This window comes from Pseudomonas sp. ITEM 17296 (assembly GCF_028895205.1).
Classification (GTDB): Bacteria; Pseudomonadota; Gammaproteobacteria; order Pseudomonadales; family Pseudomonadaceae; genus Aquipseudomonas; species Aquipseudomonas kermanshahensis.
Window position 1 is genome coordinate 313,888 of sequence record NZ_WJRS01000001.1, and the last position, 15,751, is coordinate 329,638.

Here is a 15,751-nt window from a genome sequence, read left to right on the forward strand (position 1 = left end):
CGCGACATCTATCTCAGGGCCTGCGCTCGAAGTTCTTCGCTGCCGCCGCCGCCAGGTCCGGTGGCAGGAAGTCCTTGTCCGGGTTGTAGTCCGGCTTCAGGTAGCGCCCCAGGTCTTGCAGGTCTTGCGGGCTCAAGGTTCCCGCCGCCTGCTTCAGGCTCAGGTTGTCGAGAATGTAGTCATAGCGGCTGTTGTTGTAATCACGCACCGAGGTGTACAGCTGGCGCTGGGCGTCGAGCACGTCGACGATGTTGCGGGTACCGACCTGGTAGCCGATTTCGGTGGCTTCGAGCGCGCTCTGGTTGGAAATGATCGACTGTTTGCGTGCCTGCACCTGTTCCACATCGGTGTTCACCGCGCGGTGCAGGTTGCGGGTGTTTTCCACCACCTGGCGGCGCAGGCTTTCGCGCTGTTGCTCGCTCTGGCTCAGGCGCTGGTAGGCCTCGCGCACTTGCGAGCTGGTCAGGCCGCCACTGTAGATCGGGATGTTCAGTTGCAGACCGATACTGGTCTGTTCCACATCGCTGCCATAACGCACGTTTGGCTGCGCGGGCGAGTTGGTGAAGCCCAAGCTGTCGTTATCGCCTTTCTGGTATTTGGCGACCGCATCCACGGTTGGGGCATGGCCGGCCTTGCGCTGGCGCAGGGTTTCTTCGGCGGCATCGACGGCGTAGTTGGTCGCCAGCAGGTTGAGGTTCTGGCGGGCGGCGGTTTCTACCCAGGACTTGGCGTCATTGGGCGTAGGCACCTGGATCGGCAAGGTGTGGACCACACCCTGGATCGACGAGTACTCGCGGTTGGTCAACGTCACCAGCGCCTCGAAGGCATCCTGCACCTGGCGTTCGGCGATGATCCGGTTGGCCCGGGCCGTGTCGTAGCTGGCCTGGGACTGCAAGACGTCGGTCTTGTCGGAAAGGCCTACGTCGAAACGTTCGTTGGACTGATCGAGCTGGCGCTTGAAGGCGGATTCCTCGGCCTTGGTCGCGGCCAGGTTGTCCTGGGCCCGGAGCACCGCAAAGTAGCTTTGCGCGGTCTGCAGGATCAGGTTCTGCTCAGTGGCAGACAATTCCAGCGCCGCCTGTTCGTTGACCGCCTCGGCCGCCTGCAACTGGAACCAGCGGTCGGCACGGAACACCGGCTGCGCCAGGGTGGCGCTCCAGGAGTTGCCGCTGCGGTTGGCGGTGAGGGACGGCTCGTCGAGCTTGGTGCGGGTGTTCATCATCTCGGCACCGGCCGACAGGTTCGGCAGCAGGCCGGCGCGGGCCTGTGGGACGACTTCGCGGCGGGCGCCATAATCGGCGCGGGCTGCCGCAAGATCGGCGTTGTTGTCGACCGCTTCCTGGTAGACGCTGACCAGGTCGGTTTTAACCGTCATGGGCATTTCTGCTGCCCAGGCCATTCCGTTGGACGCACAAGACACGGCTATCGCCAGTGAGAGTTTGCGCAGCATAGAGGCAATCCTTGTACGAAATATAATTACTGAACTATTGAGTATCGAGCGATGGGCCAGTGTAGTGCCATGCGCCCCCGGCAACAATCGCCCAGTGCGCCTTTCATCATCACCCGTATTTACCCGCTTGGCTTTGCCGACCACTCCAGTCTAGACTGCGCATGTTCTTGTCGGGGTGCCTTGAAGCAAAGGCTGAGATCGCAAAGTTGCGGATCCCGTTGAACCTGATCAGGTTAGCGCCTGCGTAGGGAACAAGATTGCTCGCCTTCCCGGGGAGCCTCTTGTGCCAGGTCCGGGAATGTCTCAGCTGCAAGCAGCTTACGGCACCCCCATGTATCCGGCACTGCACACCCGTAAAGGGGTGCGTCCGCGTCTTTCAGGTTCTCCCCGACATTCCATCCGCTAGGAAGCTGTCTGGAGAGCCCGTGATGAGCAAACAAGAAAAAACGATCAACCTCAGCGAATCGGCACAAGTCGATCAGCAGTCCGTGCAACCGTTTCCCCGTTCGCGCAAGGTCTATGTCGAAGGCTCCCGCCCGGACATCCGCGTGCCCATGCGCGAAATCAGCCTGCACGACACCCCTACCGATTTCGGCGGCGAGACCAACGCCCCGGTGCTGGTCTACGACACTTCCGGCCCCTACACCGACCCTAACGTCATCATCGACGTGCGCAAAGGCCTGGCCGACGTGCGTTCGGCCTGGATCGACGCGCGTGGCGACACCGAGCGCCTGGGCGGCTTGAGTTCCGACTTCGGCCAACAGCGCCTGAACGATGCAGAGCTGGCCAAGCTGCGCTTCAACCACGTGCGCAACCCGCGCCGCGCCAAGGCGGGCGTCAACGTCTCGCAGATGCACTATGCCCGCCAGGGCATCATCACCGCCGAGATGGAATACGTTGCCATCCGCGAGAACATGAAGCTGCAGGAAGCCCGCGCCGCCGGCCTGCTTGACCAGCAGCACGCGGGCCACAGCTTCGGCGCCAACATCCCGAAAGAAATCACCCCCGAGTTCGTCCGCGAAGAAATCGCCCGCGGCCGCGCGATCATCCCGGCCAACATCAACCACACCGAGTTGGAGCCGATGATCATCGGCCGCAACTTCCTGGTGAAGATCAACGGCAACATCGGCAACAGCGCCCTGGGCTCCTCGATCGAGGAAGAAGTGGCCAAGCTGACCTGGGGGATTCGCTGGGGTTCGGACACGGTCATGGACCTGTCCACCGGCAAGCACATTCACGAAACCCGCGAGTGGATCATCCGTAACTCGCCCGTGCCGATCGGTACCGTGCCGATCTACCAGGCCCTGGAAAAAGTCGGCGGTGTCGCTGAAGACCTGACCTGGGAGCTGTTCCGCGACACCCTGATCGAGCAGGCCGAGCAGGGCGTGGACTACTTCACCATCCACGCCGGTGTGCTGCTGCGCTATGTGCCGCTGACCGCCAAGCGCGTTACCGGCATCGTCAGCCGGGGCGGTTCGATCATGGCCAAGTGGTGCCTGGCGCATCACCAGGAAAACTTCCTGTACACCCACTTCGACGAAATCTGCGAAATCATGAAGGCCTACGACGTCAGCTTCTCGCTGGGCGACGGCCTGCGTCCGGGCTCGATTGCCGACGCCAACGATGCTGCGCAGTTCGGTGAGCTGGAAACCCTCGGCGAGCTGACCAAGATCGCCTGGAAGCACGACGTGCAGTGCATGATCGAAGGCCCGGGCCACGTGCCGATGCAGTTGATCAAGGAGAACATGGACAAGCAGCTCGAATGCTGCGACGAGGCGCCGTTCTACACCCTTGGCCCGCTGACCACCGACATTGCGCCGGGTTACGACCACATCACCTCCGGTATCGGCGCGGCGATGATCGGCTGGTTCGGGTGCGCCATGCTGTGCTACGTGACGCCCAAGGAACACCTGGGCCTGCCGAACAAGGATGACGTCAAGACCGGCATCATCACCTACAAGATCGCCGCTCATGCCGCCGACCTTGCCAAAGGCCACCCGGGCGCGCAGATTCGTGACAACGCCTTGTCCAAGGCGCGTTTCGAGTTCCGCTGGGAAGACCAGTTCAACCTTGGCCTCGACCCGGACACCGCCCGCGCGTACCACGACGAAACCTTGCCTAAGGAATCGGCCAAGGTCGCGCACTTCTGCTCGATGTGTGGGCCGAAGTTCTGCTCGATGAAAATCACCCAGGAAGTGCGTGAGTACGCCGCCAAGATCGAAGCCGTGGACGTGACGGTTGAAGAAGGCATGCGTGAGCAGGCCGAGCGGTTCCGCCAGGAAGGCAGCCAGTTGTACAAAAAAGTGTAAGGCAATCCGTCACCACCGTGGGAGCGGGCTTGCCCCGCGAAAGCGTCAGCTGGGCCAGCGCGATTGGCAGGCCAGACGCCTTCGCGGGGCAAGCCCGCTCCCACCGTTGGATGCCTGTTCATCCCAATCTTTGCGGCGATCACAACAATGACCACCCCCAGCCATTTTTCCCCGGACCACCCGGTCCCCACCAGCCAACGCATTTTCGGCTTCGGCGACCTGTTCTCACTGTGGTTCTCCCTCGGCATCGGCTTGATGGTGCTGCAGGTCGGCGCCATGCTTGCTCCAGGCATGGGCCTTGCCAGCGCGGTGCTGGCCATCGCCCTTGGCACCGGTGTGGGCGTGCTGTTACTCGGGGCGGCGGGTGTCATCGGCAGCGACACTGGCCTGTCGGCCATGGGCACCCTGCGGCTCAGCCTGGGCAGCCATGGCGCCCGCTTGCCGGCAGTGCTCAACCTGCTGCAACTGGTGGGTTGGGGGGCGTTCGAGATCATCGTCATGCGCGACGCGGCCAGCCTGCTCGGCGCGCGTACCTTCGGTGAAGGCAGTGCGTGGAACAGCCCTATGCTCTGGACCCTGTGCTTCGGCGCCCTGGCGACCCTGCTTGCAGTCAGTGGGCCGCTGGCGTTCGTGCGCAAGGTGTTGCGCACGTGGGGCATCTGGGTGCTGTTGGGCGCGTGCCTGTGGCTGACCTGGAACCTGTTCGCCAAAGCCGACCTGGCCGACCTGTGGCAACGCGCCGGTGACGGCTCGATGTCGCTGGCCGTCGGCTTCGACATCGTTATCGCCATGCCGCTGTCGTGGTTGCCGCTGATCGCCGACTACTCGCGGTTCGCCCGCAGCGGCAAGCGTGTGTTCGGCGGTACCGTGCTGGGCTACTTCATCGGCAATACCTGGCTGATGAGCCTGGGCGTCGCTTACACCTTGGCCTTTGCCCCCAGCGGCGAAGCCAATGCCTTGCTGCTGGCCCTGGCAGGTGCTGGGCTGGGTATCCCGTTGCTGTTGATTCTGCTGGACGAGTCGGAAAAAGCCTTTGCCGACATCCATTCGGCCGCCGTTTCCACCGGCGTGTTGGTACGCCTGAAAGTCGAGCACCTGGCGCTGGCCATTGGTGTGCTGTGCACCCTGATCGCGCTGTTCGCGCCACTGGCCCAGTACGAAAACTTCTTGCTGCTGATCGGTTCGGTATTTGCGCCGCTGTTCGGCGTGGTGCTGATGGACCACTACGTGATCCGTCACCGCCGCCTGCCGTCACAGGTCGATGGCTTGCATTGGCAGGCGTTGCTGGCCTGGGCCGTGGGTGTGGCGGCTTATCACCTGATTGCCGCGCAAGCACCGGACCTGGGCGCAACCCTGCCGGCACTGGTGCTGGCAGGTGTGCTGCATGCGCTACTGAGCTTCAGCCGCGGCCGGGAAACAGCTCGGGCTTGATCACGCCGTTCAGGCGCGGGTAGGGGATCTTCAGCTCGACGTGGCCCATGGAGTAAGGCGCGATGGCATAGACCTCATACTTGACCACCACCGCGCCGTACGTCAGGGCGATGTGCGGCGACCGCTTGAAGGGCCAGGTCTTGACGAAGTCGGCGTCCTTGTCCATGCCGACGCTGATCATCCACGCGCGGTGCGACTCTTCGACGGTTTTCCAGAAGGTCTCTTCCTGGCCGGGCACCAGCATGTCCTGCAGGGTCAGTACCTTGTCCAGCTTGCGCGAATAGTTGATGAAGCCGCGCCCTGGCATGCCATGGGCGCCACCGCTGTCCAGGTAGCTGGACAGTTCGATGATCACCAGCCCGTCATGCTGTTCGCGTACCTTGGCTTGCAAATAGCTGCTGTTGCGCTTGTCGGCGCTGGCCAGGTACTGCTGCTCATACGCCTGCAGGGTGGTTGGCGCGGCGCCGTGCTGGTTGTCTTCGGTCAGCTGCAGCAGGCGCTGTTCGACGATGGCGTCGAGCTTGGGCTGGGCCGGGAAGTGAATGGTGTCGATGTTCACCAGCGGGCAGTCGCTTTCGCTGCAGCCGGGTTTGACGTGCTCCCAGGCGTCACGCTTGACCTCGAGCGGGGCCCGGTAGTTGGGCGTGAACAGGCTCTGGCAGGCACCCAGGGCCAGTGCCAGCACAGCCACGGAAGTCAGTTTGACAAGTGTCATGATGATCCTTGCAGAACAGGGAAAAGTCGGCCTTTGACCGTCGGCGCGACCGTCAGTTCGCCACTAAGCTAACAGACAGAAGGCGCGCTGTCCCGACTGCGCGAACGGTTGCCGGAAAGGGGTGAAACGCGCCAAAGTGCGGAGTAGGATGGCGCGATGCAGTATTTGAGGCCATGAGGATTTCCATGTCAGACGCGTTGAATTCAGTGCCCAAGGGCTTCGAGATCATCGAGCGGGCCAATTGCTTCCAGGGCTTTTATAAGCTCGACAAGCTTCGCCTGCGCCATGAACTGTTCGCCGGGGGCATGGGCCGCGAGATCAGCCGCGAACTGTTCGTGCGCCACGATGCGGTTTGTGTATTGCCCTACGATCCACTGCGTGACGAGGTGGTGCTGATCGAGCAGTTTCGTGTCGGTGCGCTCGACAAGATCGCCAACCCTTGGCTGATCGAGATGGTCGCCGGGCTGATCGACAAGGACGAGCAACCTGAAGAGGTCGCACACCGCGAGGCCGAAGAAGAGGCCGGGCTTACGTTCAGCGCTTTGTGGCCAATGACCCGCTACTTCCCATCGCCCGGTGGCAGTGACGAATTCGTCCACTTGTTCCTGGGGCGCTGCACCAGCGAGGGCGCGGGCGGCCTGCATGGCCTGGAAGAAGAGGGCGAAGACATTCGCGTGCGTGTGTGGTCGTTCGAGGATGCCTTGCAGGCCGTGCGTGATGGCCGTATCTGCAACGCCGCGACGATCATCGGCCTGCAATGGCTGGCGCTTAACAGAGACGAAGTTCGAGGTATGTGGAAGTGAACCTGCTGCGCGAGCGATATCGGGTGGACCTGGTCGGGCTGCAAGCAGCCTGCGAGGCCAATTACGCCCGGCTGATGCGTTTGTTACCAGACATGCGCACTACCCAGAGCTCGCGTCGCATCGGCATGACCCAGGGCGACCAGATGCTCGGTGTGCTGGTGCTCGATGTGGTGCTGGCCTGCCCTTATACCACCACCCTGCACGTGCGCCAGGAACACAGCTTGCCGTGGCTGCCGGTGCCGCACCTTGAGGTGCAGGTGTACCACGATGCACGCATGGCCGAGGTGGTCAGCGCCGAGCATGCCCGGCGCTTGCGCAGCATTTACCCTTATCCGAATGCGGGTATGCACCAGCCGGACGAAAAAGCGCAGCTCAACCTGTTCCTCGGTGAATGGCTGAGCCATTGCCTGGCCTGCGGTCATGAACTGGCAAGTGTTCGCTGAAATGTGATGTGCGTCGGTTTCGGGTGTTTGCTCGCAACCGTTGCGCAGCCATAATTCGTGCTGAATCCGTTCGAGGAGACGGCCGTTGCCGCACCTAGACCCAACCCGCCCCGTGCATGTGGTGCAACTCACCGATGCCCACTTGTTCGCTGACCCGGCCGGTACCCTGCTTGGCCTGAACACCCGTGACAGCCTGCGCCATGTGGTCGCCCAAGTGCGCCGCGAGCAGCCGCCCATCGATTTGCTGCTGTGCACCGGCGATCTGTCCCAGGATGCCAGCGTGGCCTCCTATGAGGCGTTCCGTGAGCTGACCGCACCGTTTGCCGTGCCCACCCGCTGGTTGCCGGGTAACCATGACGAGGCGCAGGTAATGGCGCACGTGGCGCCGGAGCTGGTGCAGGCGGTAACCGACATTGGCGCATGGCGCGTCGTCATGCTCAACACGGCCGTGCACGGTGCTACCCACGGTTTTCTGGAAGACGACCAACTGGCCGCGCTGGAATCTGCCTTGAAACAGGCCGGTGAGCGCCATTGCCTGGTGTGCTTCCACCATCAGCCGGTGGACATCGGCTGCGCCTGGATCGCGCCCATCGGGCTGCGCAATGCCCAGGCACTGTTCGCCATCGTTGAACGTTATCCACAGGTGCGGGCGTTGCTCTGGGGGCATATCCACCAGACGTGGGATGAACTGCGCGATGGGCTGCGCTTGATGGCCACGCCGTCGACCTGCATTCAGTTCGCGGCGCAAAGTGAGGATTTCAAGGTGAGCGAAGAGCAGCCTGGCTATCGCTGGTTGCGCTTGCATGCCGACGGGCGGTTGGAAACCGGGGTGGAGCGGGCACGGGACTTCGAGGTGAAACTGGACTTCGACAGCCCGGGGTATTGAACTTCAGGCAATACATCTTCCTTGTAGGAGCAGCCTTGTGCTGCGAAGAGGCCAGCTGCAAAAACACCGATCTTGGGTCTTGCCACCGGCCTCTTCGCAGCACAAGGCTGCTCCTACACGGAAAGCGCCCCTTGAATGCCCGGAAGTGCCTGAAGAAAGTGTTGCGAAATCCCCCTCACTGCGTCAAAACCCGGCGAACGCGCTACACTGCGCGTCCCTGCGCCCGCAACAAGGGCGCGAAGCCGCAGATTCCGGGGGCAGCATGTCGGGTTCCATCCTCTATATCCATGGCTTCAACAGCTCGCCGCTGTCCAAGAAGGCGCGCCAGCTCGAGGCAGTCATGCAGCAGTTGGGCTTGTCCGACCAATTGCGTGTGCCGGCGTTGCACCATCACCCACGCCAGGCCATCGCCCAATTGCAGGGCGCCATCGCCGAACTGGGTGCGCCCTTGCTGGTCGGCAGTTCGCTCGGCGGCTACTATGCCACCTATCTGGCAGAGCGCCACGGCCTCAAGGCCTTGCTGATCAACCCAGCGGTGGCACCCCACCGGTTGTTCGATGGCTACCTGGGCACCCAGCGCAACCTCTACACCGATGAGGCCTGGGAGCTGACCCACGATCACGTGCAGGCCCTGGCCGAGCTGGAAGTGCCAGCCCCCGAGGATGCCAACCGCTACCAAGTGTGGTTGCAGACCGCTGACGAAACCCTGGATTATCGCCACGCCGAGCGCTATTACCGAGCGTGTGCATTGCGCATCCAGGCCGGCGGCGACCACAGCTTCCAGGGCTTTGTCGAGCGCCTGCCGGCACTGCTGGCCTTTGCCGGGATTGCCCCGGGCGCGTATGCGGCGCTCGACTTTTCCGTGCTCTGAGCTTTGTACCCAGCACTTTTGCATTCACCTGACTGACGACGAGACCCCATGGCCAATCCCAGCGCTAGCGCCTATAACGCAGACGCCATCGAAGTCCTCTCGGGCCTTGATCCGGTCCGCAAGCGACCGGGCATGTACACCGACACCAGCCGACCGAACCACTTGGCCCAGGAAGTCATCGACAACAGTGTCGACGAAGCCCTGGCCGGTCACGCCCGTTCGGTGCAGGTCATCCTTCACGCCGACCACTCGCTGGAAGTCAGCGACGATGGCCGCGGCATGCCGGTGGACATCCACCCCGAAGAAGGCGTGTCCGGGGTCGAGCTGATCCTGACCAAGCTGCACGCCGGCGGCAAGTTCTCCAACAAGAACTACCAGTTCTCCGGTGGCCTGCACGGCGTGGGTATTTCGGTGGTCAACGCCCTGTCGACCCAGGTGCGCGTGCGCGTCAAGCGTGACGGCAACGAGTACCAGATGACTTTCGCCGATGGCTTCAAGGCCAGCGAGCTGGAAGTGGTGGGCTCGGTCGGCAAGCGCAACACCGGCACCAGCGTGTACTTCAGCCCCGACCCGAAGTACTTCGATTCGCCAAAATTCTCCATCAGCCGCCTCAAGCACGTGCTCAAGGCCAAGGCCGTGCTGTGCCCGGGCCTGCTGGTCAGCTTCGAGGACAAAGGCAGCGGCGAGAAGGTCGAGTGGCACTACGAGGATGGCCTGCGTTCCTACCTGGTCGACTCGGTCAGCGAGTACCTGCGCCTGCCCGACGAGCCGTTCTGCGGCAGCCTGGCCGGTAACAAGGAGGCCGTGGACTGGGCCTTGCTGTGGCTGCCTGAAGGCGGCGACAGCGTTCAGGAAAGCTACGTCAACCTGATCCCCACCGCCCAGGGCGGCACCCATGTCAACGGCCTGCGCCAAGGCCTGCTGGATGCCATGCGCGAGTTCTGCGAGTTCCGCAACTTGCTGCCCCGCGGGGTCAAGCTGGCGCCTGAAGACGTCTGGGAACGCATCACTTTCGTGCTGTCGATGAAGATGCAGGAGCCACAGTTCTCCGGGCAGACCAAAGAGCGCCTGTCGTCCCGTGAGGCGGCCGCCTTCGTTTCCGGCGTGGTCAAGGACGCATTCAGCCTGTGGCTCAACGCCCACCCCGAGCTGGGCATGCAACTGGCTGAGCTGGCCATCAGCAACGCCGGCCGTCGTCTCAAGGCCAGCAAGAAGGTCGAACGCAAGCGCATCACCCAAGGCCCGGCGCTGCCGGGCAAACTGGCGGATTGCGCAGGCCAGGACCCGATGCGCGCCGAGCTGTTCCTGGTCGAGGGTGACTCTGCCGGTGGTTCGGCCAAGCAGGCGCGAGACAAAGAGTTCCAGGCGATCCTGCCGCTGCGCGGGAAGATCCTCAACACCTGGGAAGTGGACGGTGGCGAAGTCCTGGCCAGCCAGGAAGTGCACAACATTGCCGTGGCCATCGGCGTCGACCCGGGGGCTGCCGACCTGTCGCAGCTGCGCTACGGCAAAATCTGCATTCTCGCCGACGCCGACTCCGACGGCTTGCACATTGCCACGTTGCTGTGCGCACTGTTCGTGCAGCATTTCCGCCCACTGGTGGAGGCCGGCCATGTCTACGTGGCCATGCCGCCGCTGTACCGCATCGACCTCGGCAAGGAAATTTACTACGCCCTGGACGAAGCCGAGCGCGACGGCATCCTCGATCGCCTGGTGGCCGAGAAGAAGCGCGGCAAGCCGCAAGTCACGCGATTCAAGGGGCTGGGTGAAATGAACCCGCCACAGCTGCGTGAAACCACCATGGACCCGAACACCCGGCGCCTGGTGCAGCTGACGCTGGACGATGTACAAGCCACCTGCGAGTTGATGGACAAACTGCTGGCCAAGAAGCGCGCTGGCGACCGCAAGAGCTGGCTGGAAACCAAAGGTAACCTTGCCGAGGTCATGGTTTGATTCGGCTGTTTCTCGCCGCTTGCCTTGCCCTGGTTGCCTTGCCGAGTGTGGCGGGCGACTGGCCGCAGTTGAAGATGACTGCCGAATACCCCGTCGAGGGTATGCGCGGCGGCAACTTGTCTGGGTTGGTGCAGTGCCGGGGTGCGTTGTGGGGAGTATCCGACCGTGACGATGACCGGGTCTATCGTTTCGATCAGCAAAACGCGGTGTGGCGTGCACAACCGCTGACCTTCACCCCGCCACCCGTACCCGAGAGCGGCTTGCCGTGGGGGCTGAAGTCGCGCAACTGGGCGGCGTCCTATGTGCGCGGTGGCGAGCTGGATTTTGAAGGCATCACCTGTGACCAGGCCGGTAGCCTCTACCTGGTCAGCGAGGCGCATGCCGGCGTGTTGCGCATCCCGCTCAAGGGTGAGCCGGACTGGTTGAAGATCGACCCGGCCATGGTTCGGCAGGCGCGGGCCAGTGGCATGCTGCTTAACTTCAATGCCTTGTTCGAAGGCCTGGCGATCAACCCGGCGGGTGACCGCATCTGGCTGGCCGCCGAGCGCGAGCGCCGGGGGTTGGTGGCGATCGAGCGTCAGCAGTCGGTGTGGACCTGCGGGCGCAGTTGCGTGCTGCTGAGCGAGGCTGGCGTCGAGATGCAGCCGCCGCAGATGCCCAACCCCCGGGCGCTGTCGCGTGATTTTGCCGACCTGGCCTGGTTCGAGGGCAAGCTGTACACCCTTGAGCGTAACGCCTACCGCATTTGTCGCCGCGACGCAGACAGCGGCGTGGTCGAGCGTTGCTGGTCGTTCGCCGCCGATGCGTTGGTGGAATCGCGCCGGTACGATCAGCCGTACGGCCTGGCAGAAGCCCTGGTAATCGATGCCAAAGGCGCCTGGATTGGCCTGGACAACAACAATGGCGTGCGCGCCGATGGCGAGGCACGCCCGATCGTCTGGCGCTTTGACGCACCTGCCGGCGGCTGGAGCGCCAAGCCATGAGCCAGGCTCCGGGCAAGCGTGCCGGCAAGCTACTGATGATCGTCGCCTGGGCGGCGGCGTTGTTCCTTGCCACGCGTTTCTTCGGCCAATGGGAAGACAGCCAGCGCAACCCTAATGCCCAGGTGCAGTCTTCACGTGGCGAAGGCTTTATCGAGGTGCGCCTGCTGAGCAATGGCCAGGGGCACTTCGTGGTGGATGGCGCGATCAATGGCCAGGCCGTGCATTTCATGCTCGACACCGGGGCGACCGACGTGGCGATACCTGAGGCCTTGGCCCACACGCTGGCGCTTGCGCGCGGCAGCCCGGTGCTGCTCAGTACCGCAAACGGCCGCACCGAAGGCTACCGCACGCGGCTGAATACCCTGCAGCTGGGTGATATCCGCCTGCAGGACGTGCGAGCCACCGTGGTGCCAGGCCTGGACGGGCAGACCGTGCTGCTCGGCATGAGCGCCCTGAAACAACTTGAATTTACCCAGCGCGGCGGCACCATGCTGCTGCGCCAGAACCTGAAATGACGAGGCCCGCATGAGCGACTCACTGGAACTCAGCCTCGACGGCGTCGAACGCCGCTCGCTGGCGGACTTCACCGAACAGGCCTACCTCAACTACTCCATGTACGTGATCATGGACCGGGCCCTGCCGCACATCGGCGACGGCCTGAAGCCGGTGCAGCGACGCATCGTCTACGCCATGAGCGAGTTGGGGCTCGATGCCGATGCCAAGCACAAGAAGTCGGCGCGTACCGTCGGCGACGTGCTCGGCAAGTTCCACCCCCACGGCGACTCGGCCTGCTACGAAGCCATGGTGTTGATGGCGCAGCCGTTCAGCTACCGCTACACCCTGGTCGATGGCCAGGGCAACTGGGGTGCGCCCGACGATCCGAAGTCGTTCGCCGCCATGCGTTATACTGAAGCACGGCTGTCGCGCTACGCCGAAGTGCTGCTCAACGAAGTGGGCCAAGGCACCGTGGACTGGGTGCCGAACTTCGACGGTACCCTGCAGGAACCCGCGGTATTGCCAGCGCGCCTGCCCAACATCCTGCTCAACGGCACCACCGGTATCGCCGTGGGCATGGCCACCGACGTGCCGCCGCACAACCTGCGTGAAGTGGCCAGTGCCTGCGTCCGTTTGCTCGACGAGCCCAAGGCCACGATCGAGCAGCTGTGCGAGCACATTCAGGGCCCGGACTACCCGACCGAAGCAGAGATCATCACCCCGCGCGCCGAGATCCTGAAGATCTACGAAACCGGCCGCGGCTCGATCCGCATGCGCGCCGTTTATCGTGTCGAAGATGGCGATGTGGTGGTCACCGCACTGCCGCACCAGGTCTCCGGGGCCAAGGTACTGGAGCAGATCGCCGCCCAGATGCAGGCCAAGAAGCTGCCGATGGTGGCCGACCTGCGTGACGAGTCGGACCACGAGAACCCGTGCCGCATTGTCATCATCCCGCGCTCCAACCGGGTGGATGCCGACGAACTGATGCAGCATTTGTTCGCCACCACCGACCTGGAAAGCAGCTACCGGGTCAACGTCAACATCATTGGCCTCGACGGCCGGCCGCAGCTGAAGAACCTGCGCGCCCTGTTGCTGGAGTGGCTGGAGTTCCGTACCACTACCGTCCGTCGCCGGCTGCAACACCGTCTAGACAAGGTTGAGCGTCGCCTGCACCTGCTTGAGGGCTTGTTGACGGCCTTCCTCAACCTGGATGAAGTGATTCACATCATCCGCACCGAGGAGCATCCCAAGCAGGCGTTGATCGACCGCTTCCAACTGACTGAAATCCAGGCCGACTACATCCTCGAGACCCGCCTGCGGCAGCTGGCGCGCCTTGAAGAAATGAAGATTCGCGGCGAGCAGGACGAACTGCTCAAAGAGCAGGCCAAGCTGCTGGCCTTGCTCGGCAGCGACGCCAAGCTGCGCAAGCTGGTGCGCACCGAGCTGATCAAGGATGCCGAAACCTATGGCGATGACCGCCGTTCGCCAATCGTCGAGCGTGCCGAGGCCAAGGCGCTGTCGGAAAACGAGCTGATGCCGACCGAACCGGTCACCGTCGTGCTTTCGGAAAAGGGCTGGGTGCGTTGCGCCAAGGGCCACGACATCGATGCCACCGGCCTCTCGTACAAGGCGGGCGATGGCTTCAAGGCCGCCGCTGCCGGGCGCTCCAACCAGTTTGCCGTGCTGATCGACTCCACGGGCCGCAGCTATTCGGTGGCCGCGCATACCCTGCCGTCGGCGCGGGGGCAGGGCGAGCCGCTGACCGGTCGCCTGACACCGCCACCTGGGGCAACCTTCGAGTGTGTGCTGTTGCCTGACGATGACGCCCTGTATGTGGTGGCGTCGGACGCGGGCTACGGGTTTGTGGTCAAGGGTGAAGACCTGCAGGCCAAGAATAAGGCCGGCAAGGGCCTGCTCAGCCTGCCCAACGGGGCAAAAGTGATGACGCCACGCCCGGTGGCCAACCGCGAGCAGGATTGGCTGGCGGCGGTGACCACCGAGGGCCGGCTGCTGGTGTTCAAGGTCAGCGACTTGCCGCAACTGGGTAAAGGCAAGGGCAACAAGATCATCGGCGTGCCCGGTGATCGGGTGGCCAGCCGTGAAGAATTTGTCACCGACCTGGCGGTGATGGCCGAAGGGGCGACCCTTGTATTGCAAGCCGGCAAGCGTACGCTATCTCTGAAAGCGGACGACCTGGAGCACTACAAGGGCGAACGGGGCCGGCGCGGCAGCAAGCTGCCACGCGGCTTCCAGCGTGTCGATGGGTTGCAGGTGGAAGGTCCGGCGTAACCCGGTGAAATGTCTGGAACGGCAATTTCAGCGCCGTTCCAGGCAGAAATGCTGGAGTCGGACAGCTATTTCGCGGATGATATGGCCCCTGCGGTGCCGGCGTAGCCGTGTGCCCGATTGAATCTACATGAGTATCACTGCGGTCTGCCTGTGGCGACCGCCTGGATGGGATGATGAAACTTCTGCGCCTTCCATTTGCGCTGTTGATGACGGGCCTTTTGGGGCTGGGCGGATGCAGCATGCATCAGCCGGTTGCCTTGTACCAGCTCGACAGCGGTGATCCTGGCCAGCCGTCGCAAAGCGCGGGCATGGCCGTGGTGCTCGGCCCGGTTTCGGTTGCCGATTACCTGCAACGCGAGACGTTCCTGCAGCGTCAGGCCGATGGCAGCCTGAGTTCGGCGACCGACGGTCGTTGGGCGGGCAGCCTCTCGTCGGACATTGACCAGTTGCTGGTTCGCCAGCTGGCCTGGCGCCTGGACAGCCAGCGCGTGGTCCTGGCACCGGCAACCGCTGGTTTCAGCCCGGACGTGCAAGTCTTGCTGTCGATTACCCGCCTGGATTCTGGCAAGGACCAGCCGGCGATTCTCGATGCCCAATGGCGTCTGCTCGACCGTCGTGGCCATGTGCGCGACAACCGCATCGTTCACCTCGAGCAGCAGCACGAGGGTAGCGAGGCGTCGCAGGTGCAGGCGCAAGGGCAATTGCTGCAAAAGCTGGCTGAACAATTGAGCACAGCGGTCAAACCGTTGGCCAATCAGCCTGCCATTGCCGAAGAAACGCCGAAAAAGCCAGCTGCACCGGTACAGGTGAAGAAGGCGCCGGAGAAATCCAAGATCCCGATGGCTTCGCCGATCCGTACCGATATGGAAGTCTATCGGTTCTGATGGTTCCGCCAGATACGAAAAAGCCCGCACATGTGCGGGCTTTTTCGTATCTGCTACGTGATCGCTGTAGGAGCAGCCTTGCGCTGCGAAGAGGCCAGTCCTGGCAACAGAGATACATTGCCAGCCCCGGCCCCTTCGCAGCACAAGGCTGCTCCTACAACTGGCCTCTTCGCAGCACAAGGCTGCTCCTACAACTGGCCTCTTCGCAGCACAAGGCTGCTCCTACAACTGGCCTCTTC

13 protein-coding genes and 1 riboswitch are annotated in these 15,751 nt (G+C 63.2%); of the genes, 11 read left to right on the top strand and 2 right to left on the bottom strand.

Annotated features, from left to right (window positions below; all coding sequences use genetic code 11):
- Positions 1-13: 13 nt before the first annotated feature.
- Entirely contained in the window at positions 14-1,450 is a 1,437-nt protein-coding gene (locus GIB19_RS01320) for a TolC family outer membrane protein (protein WP_274882988.1), read from the bottom strand.
- A 161-nt stretch (positions 1,451-1,611) separates the two neighbouring features.
- A riboswitch (TPP riboswitch) is annotated at positions 1,612-1,718 on the top strand.
- 160 nt (positions 1,719-1,878) lie between these two features.
- Between GIB19_RS01320 and thiC the strand changes: the two genes are divergently transcribed.
- Positions 1,879-3,759, top strand: coding sequence for a phosphomethylpyrimidine synthase ThiC (gene thiC, locus GIB19_RS01325; RefSeq protein ID WP_027592502.1), 1,881 nt, complete (start codon positions 1,879-1,881; stop codon positions 3,757-3,759).
- Between the two features lie 147 nt (positions 3,760-3,906).
- Positions 3,907-5,190, top strand: coding sequence for a putative hydroxymethylpyrimidine transporter CytX (gene cytX, locus GIB19_RS01330; protein ID WP_027592503.1), 1,284 nt, complete (start codon positions 3,907-3,909; stop codon positions 5,188-5,190).
- Here the strand turns inward: cytX and GIB19_RS01335 are convergent.
- Positions 5,159-5,905 (bottom strand): RsiV family protein, encoded by a 747-nt coding sequence (locus GIB19_RS01335; protein ID WP_099430592.1) that lies wholly within the window; start codon positions 5,903-5,905, stop codon positions 5,159-5,161. The genes cytX and GIB19_RS01335 overlap by 32 nt on opposite strands.
- 185 nt (positions 5,906-6,090) lie before the next feature.
- Between GIB19_RS01335 and GIB19_RS01340 the strand changes: the two genes are divergently transcribed.
- The 9 genes from GIB19_RS01340 to GIB19_RS01380 all read left to right on the top strand — a co-directional run bounded on the left by GIB19_RS01340 (position 6,091) and on the right by GIB19_RS01380 (position 15,512).
- On the top strand, positions 6,091-6,708 hold the full coding sequence (locus GIB19_RS01340; protein ID WP_274882990.1) for an NUDIX domain-containing protein: 618 nt from the start codon (positions 6,091-6,093) through the stop codon (positions 6,706-6,708).
- On the top strand, positions 6,699-7,151 hold the full coding sequence (locus GIB19_RS01345; protein ID WP_027592506.1) for a DUF1249 domain-containing protein: 453 nt from the start codon (positions 6,699-6,701) through the stop codon (positions 7,149-7,151). The genes GIB19_RS01340 and GIB19_RS01345 overlap by 10 nt, the downstream gene beginning before the upstream one ends.
- Before the next feature lie 85 nt (positions 7,152-7,236).
- Positions 7,237-8,037 carry a 3',5'-cyclic-AMP phosphodiesterase gene (cpdA, locus tag GIB19_RS01350; protein WP_274882994.1) on the top strand — a complete coding sequence of 267 codons (801 nt, stop codon included), beginning with the start codon at positions 7,237-7,239 and terminating at the stop codon, positions 8,035-8,037.
- A 262-nt stretch (positions 8,038-8,299) separates the two neighbouring features.
- A complete protein-coding gene (locus tag GIB19_RS01355) occupies positions 8,300-8,908 on the top strand; it encodes a YqiA/YcfP family alpha/beta fold hydrolase (protein ID WP_027592508.1) in 609 nt (202 codons plus the stop codon).
- A gap of 48 nt (positions 8,909-8,956) precedes the next feature.
- A complete protein-coding gene (parE, locus tag GIB19_RS01360; protein WP_027592509.1) occupies positions 8,957-10,861 on the top strand; it encodes a DNA topoisomerase IV subunit B in 1,905 nt (634 codons plus the stop codon).
- A complete protein-coding gene (locus GIB19_RS01365) occupies positions 10,858-11,844 on the top strand; it encodes an esterase-like activity of phytase family protein (RefSeq protein ID WP_099430590.1) in 987 nt (328 codons plus the stop codon). The genes parE and GIB19_RS01365 overlap by 4 nt, the downstream gene beginning before the upstream one ends.
- The gene (locus GIB19_RS01370) at positions 11,841-12,359 is read left to right on the top strand and encodes a retropepsin-like aspartic protease family protein (protein ID WP_027592511.1); all 519 of its coding nucleotides are present in this window, start codon (positions 11,841-11,843) and stop codon (positions 12,357-12,359) included. Before GIB19_RS01365 ends, GIB19_RS01370 begins: the two co-directional genes overlap by 4 nt.
- Before the next feature lie 10 nt (positions 12,360-12,369).
- Positions 12,370-14,628, top strand: coding sequence for a DNA topoisomerase IV subunit A (gene parC / locus GIB19_RS01375; protein WP_027592512.1), 2,259 nt, complete (start codon positions 12,370-12,372; stop codon positions 14,626-14,628).
- 173 nt (positions 14,629-14,801) lie between these two features.
- A complete protein-coding gene (locus GIB19_RS01380; protein WP_099430589.1) occupies positions 14,802-15,512 on the top strand; it encodes a PqiC family protein in 711 nt (236 codons plus the stop codon).
- Positions 15,513-15,751: the final 239 nt, after the last annotated feature.

What these genes read in the sequence shown, in the direction of transcription:
- parC (WP_027592512.1), top strand. Translation starts at nt 12,370, where the DNA reads ATGAGCGACTCACTGGAACTCAGCCTCGACGGCGTCGAACGCCGCTCG.
- GIB19_RS01370 (WP_027592511.1), top strand. Translation starts at nt 11,841, where the DNA reads ATGAGCCAGGCTCCGGGCAAGCGTGCCGGCAAGCTACTGATGATCGTC.
- GIB19_RS01335 (WP_099430592.1), bottom strand. Translation starts at nt 5,905, where the DNA reads ATGACACTTGTCAAACTGACTTCCGTGGCTGTGCTGGCACTGGCCCTG.
- thiC (WP_027592502.1), top strand. Translation starts at nt 1,879, where the DNA reads ATGAGCAAACAAGAAAAAACGATCAACCTCAGCGAATCGGCACAAGTC.
- GIB19_RS01320 (WP_274882988.1), bottom strand. Translation starts at nt 1,450, where the DNA reads ATGCTGCGCAAACTCTCACTGGCGATAGCCGTGTCTTGTGCGTCCAAC.
- GIB19_RS01380 (WP_099430589.1), top strand. Translation starts at nt 14,802, where the DNA reads ATGAAACTTCTGCGCCTTCCATTTGCGCTGTTGATGACGGGCCTTTTG.
- GIB19_RS01355 (WP_027592508.1), top strand. Translation starts at nt 8,300, where the DNA reads ATGTCGGGTTCCATCCTCTATATCCATGGCTTCAACAGCTCGCCGCTG.
- GIB19_RS01340 (WP_274882990.1), top strand. Translation starts at nt 6,091, where the DNA reads ATGTCAGACGCGTTGAATTCAGTGCCCAAGGGCTTCGAGATCATCGAG.
- parE (WP_027592509.1), top strand. Translation starts at nt 8,957, where the DNA reads ATGGCCAATCCCAGCGCTAGCGCCTATAACGCAGACGCCATCGAAGTC.
- cytX (WP_027592503.1), top strand. Translation starts at nt 3,907, where the DNA reads ATGACCACCCCCAGCCATTTTTCCCCGGACCACCCGGTCCCCACCAGC.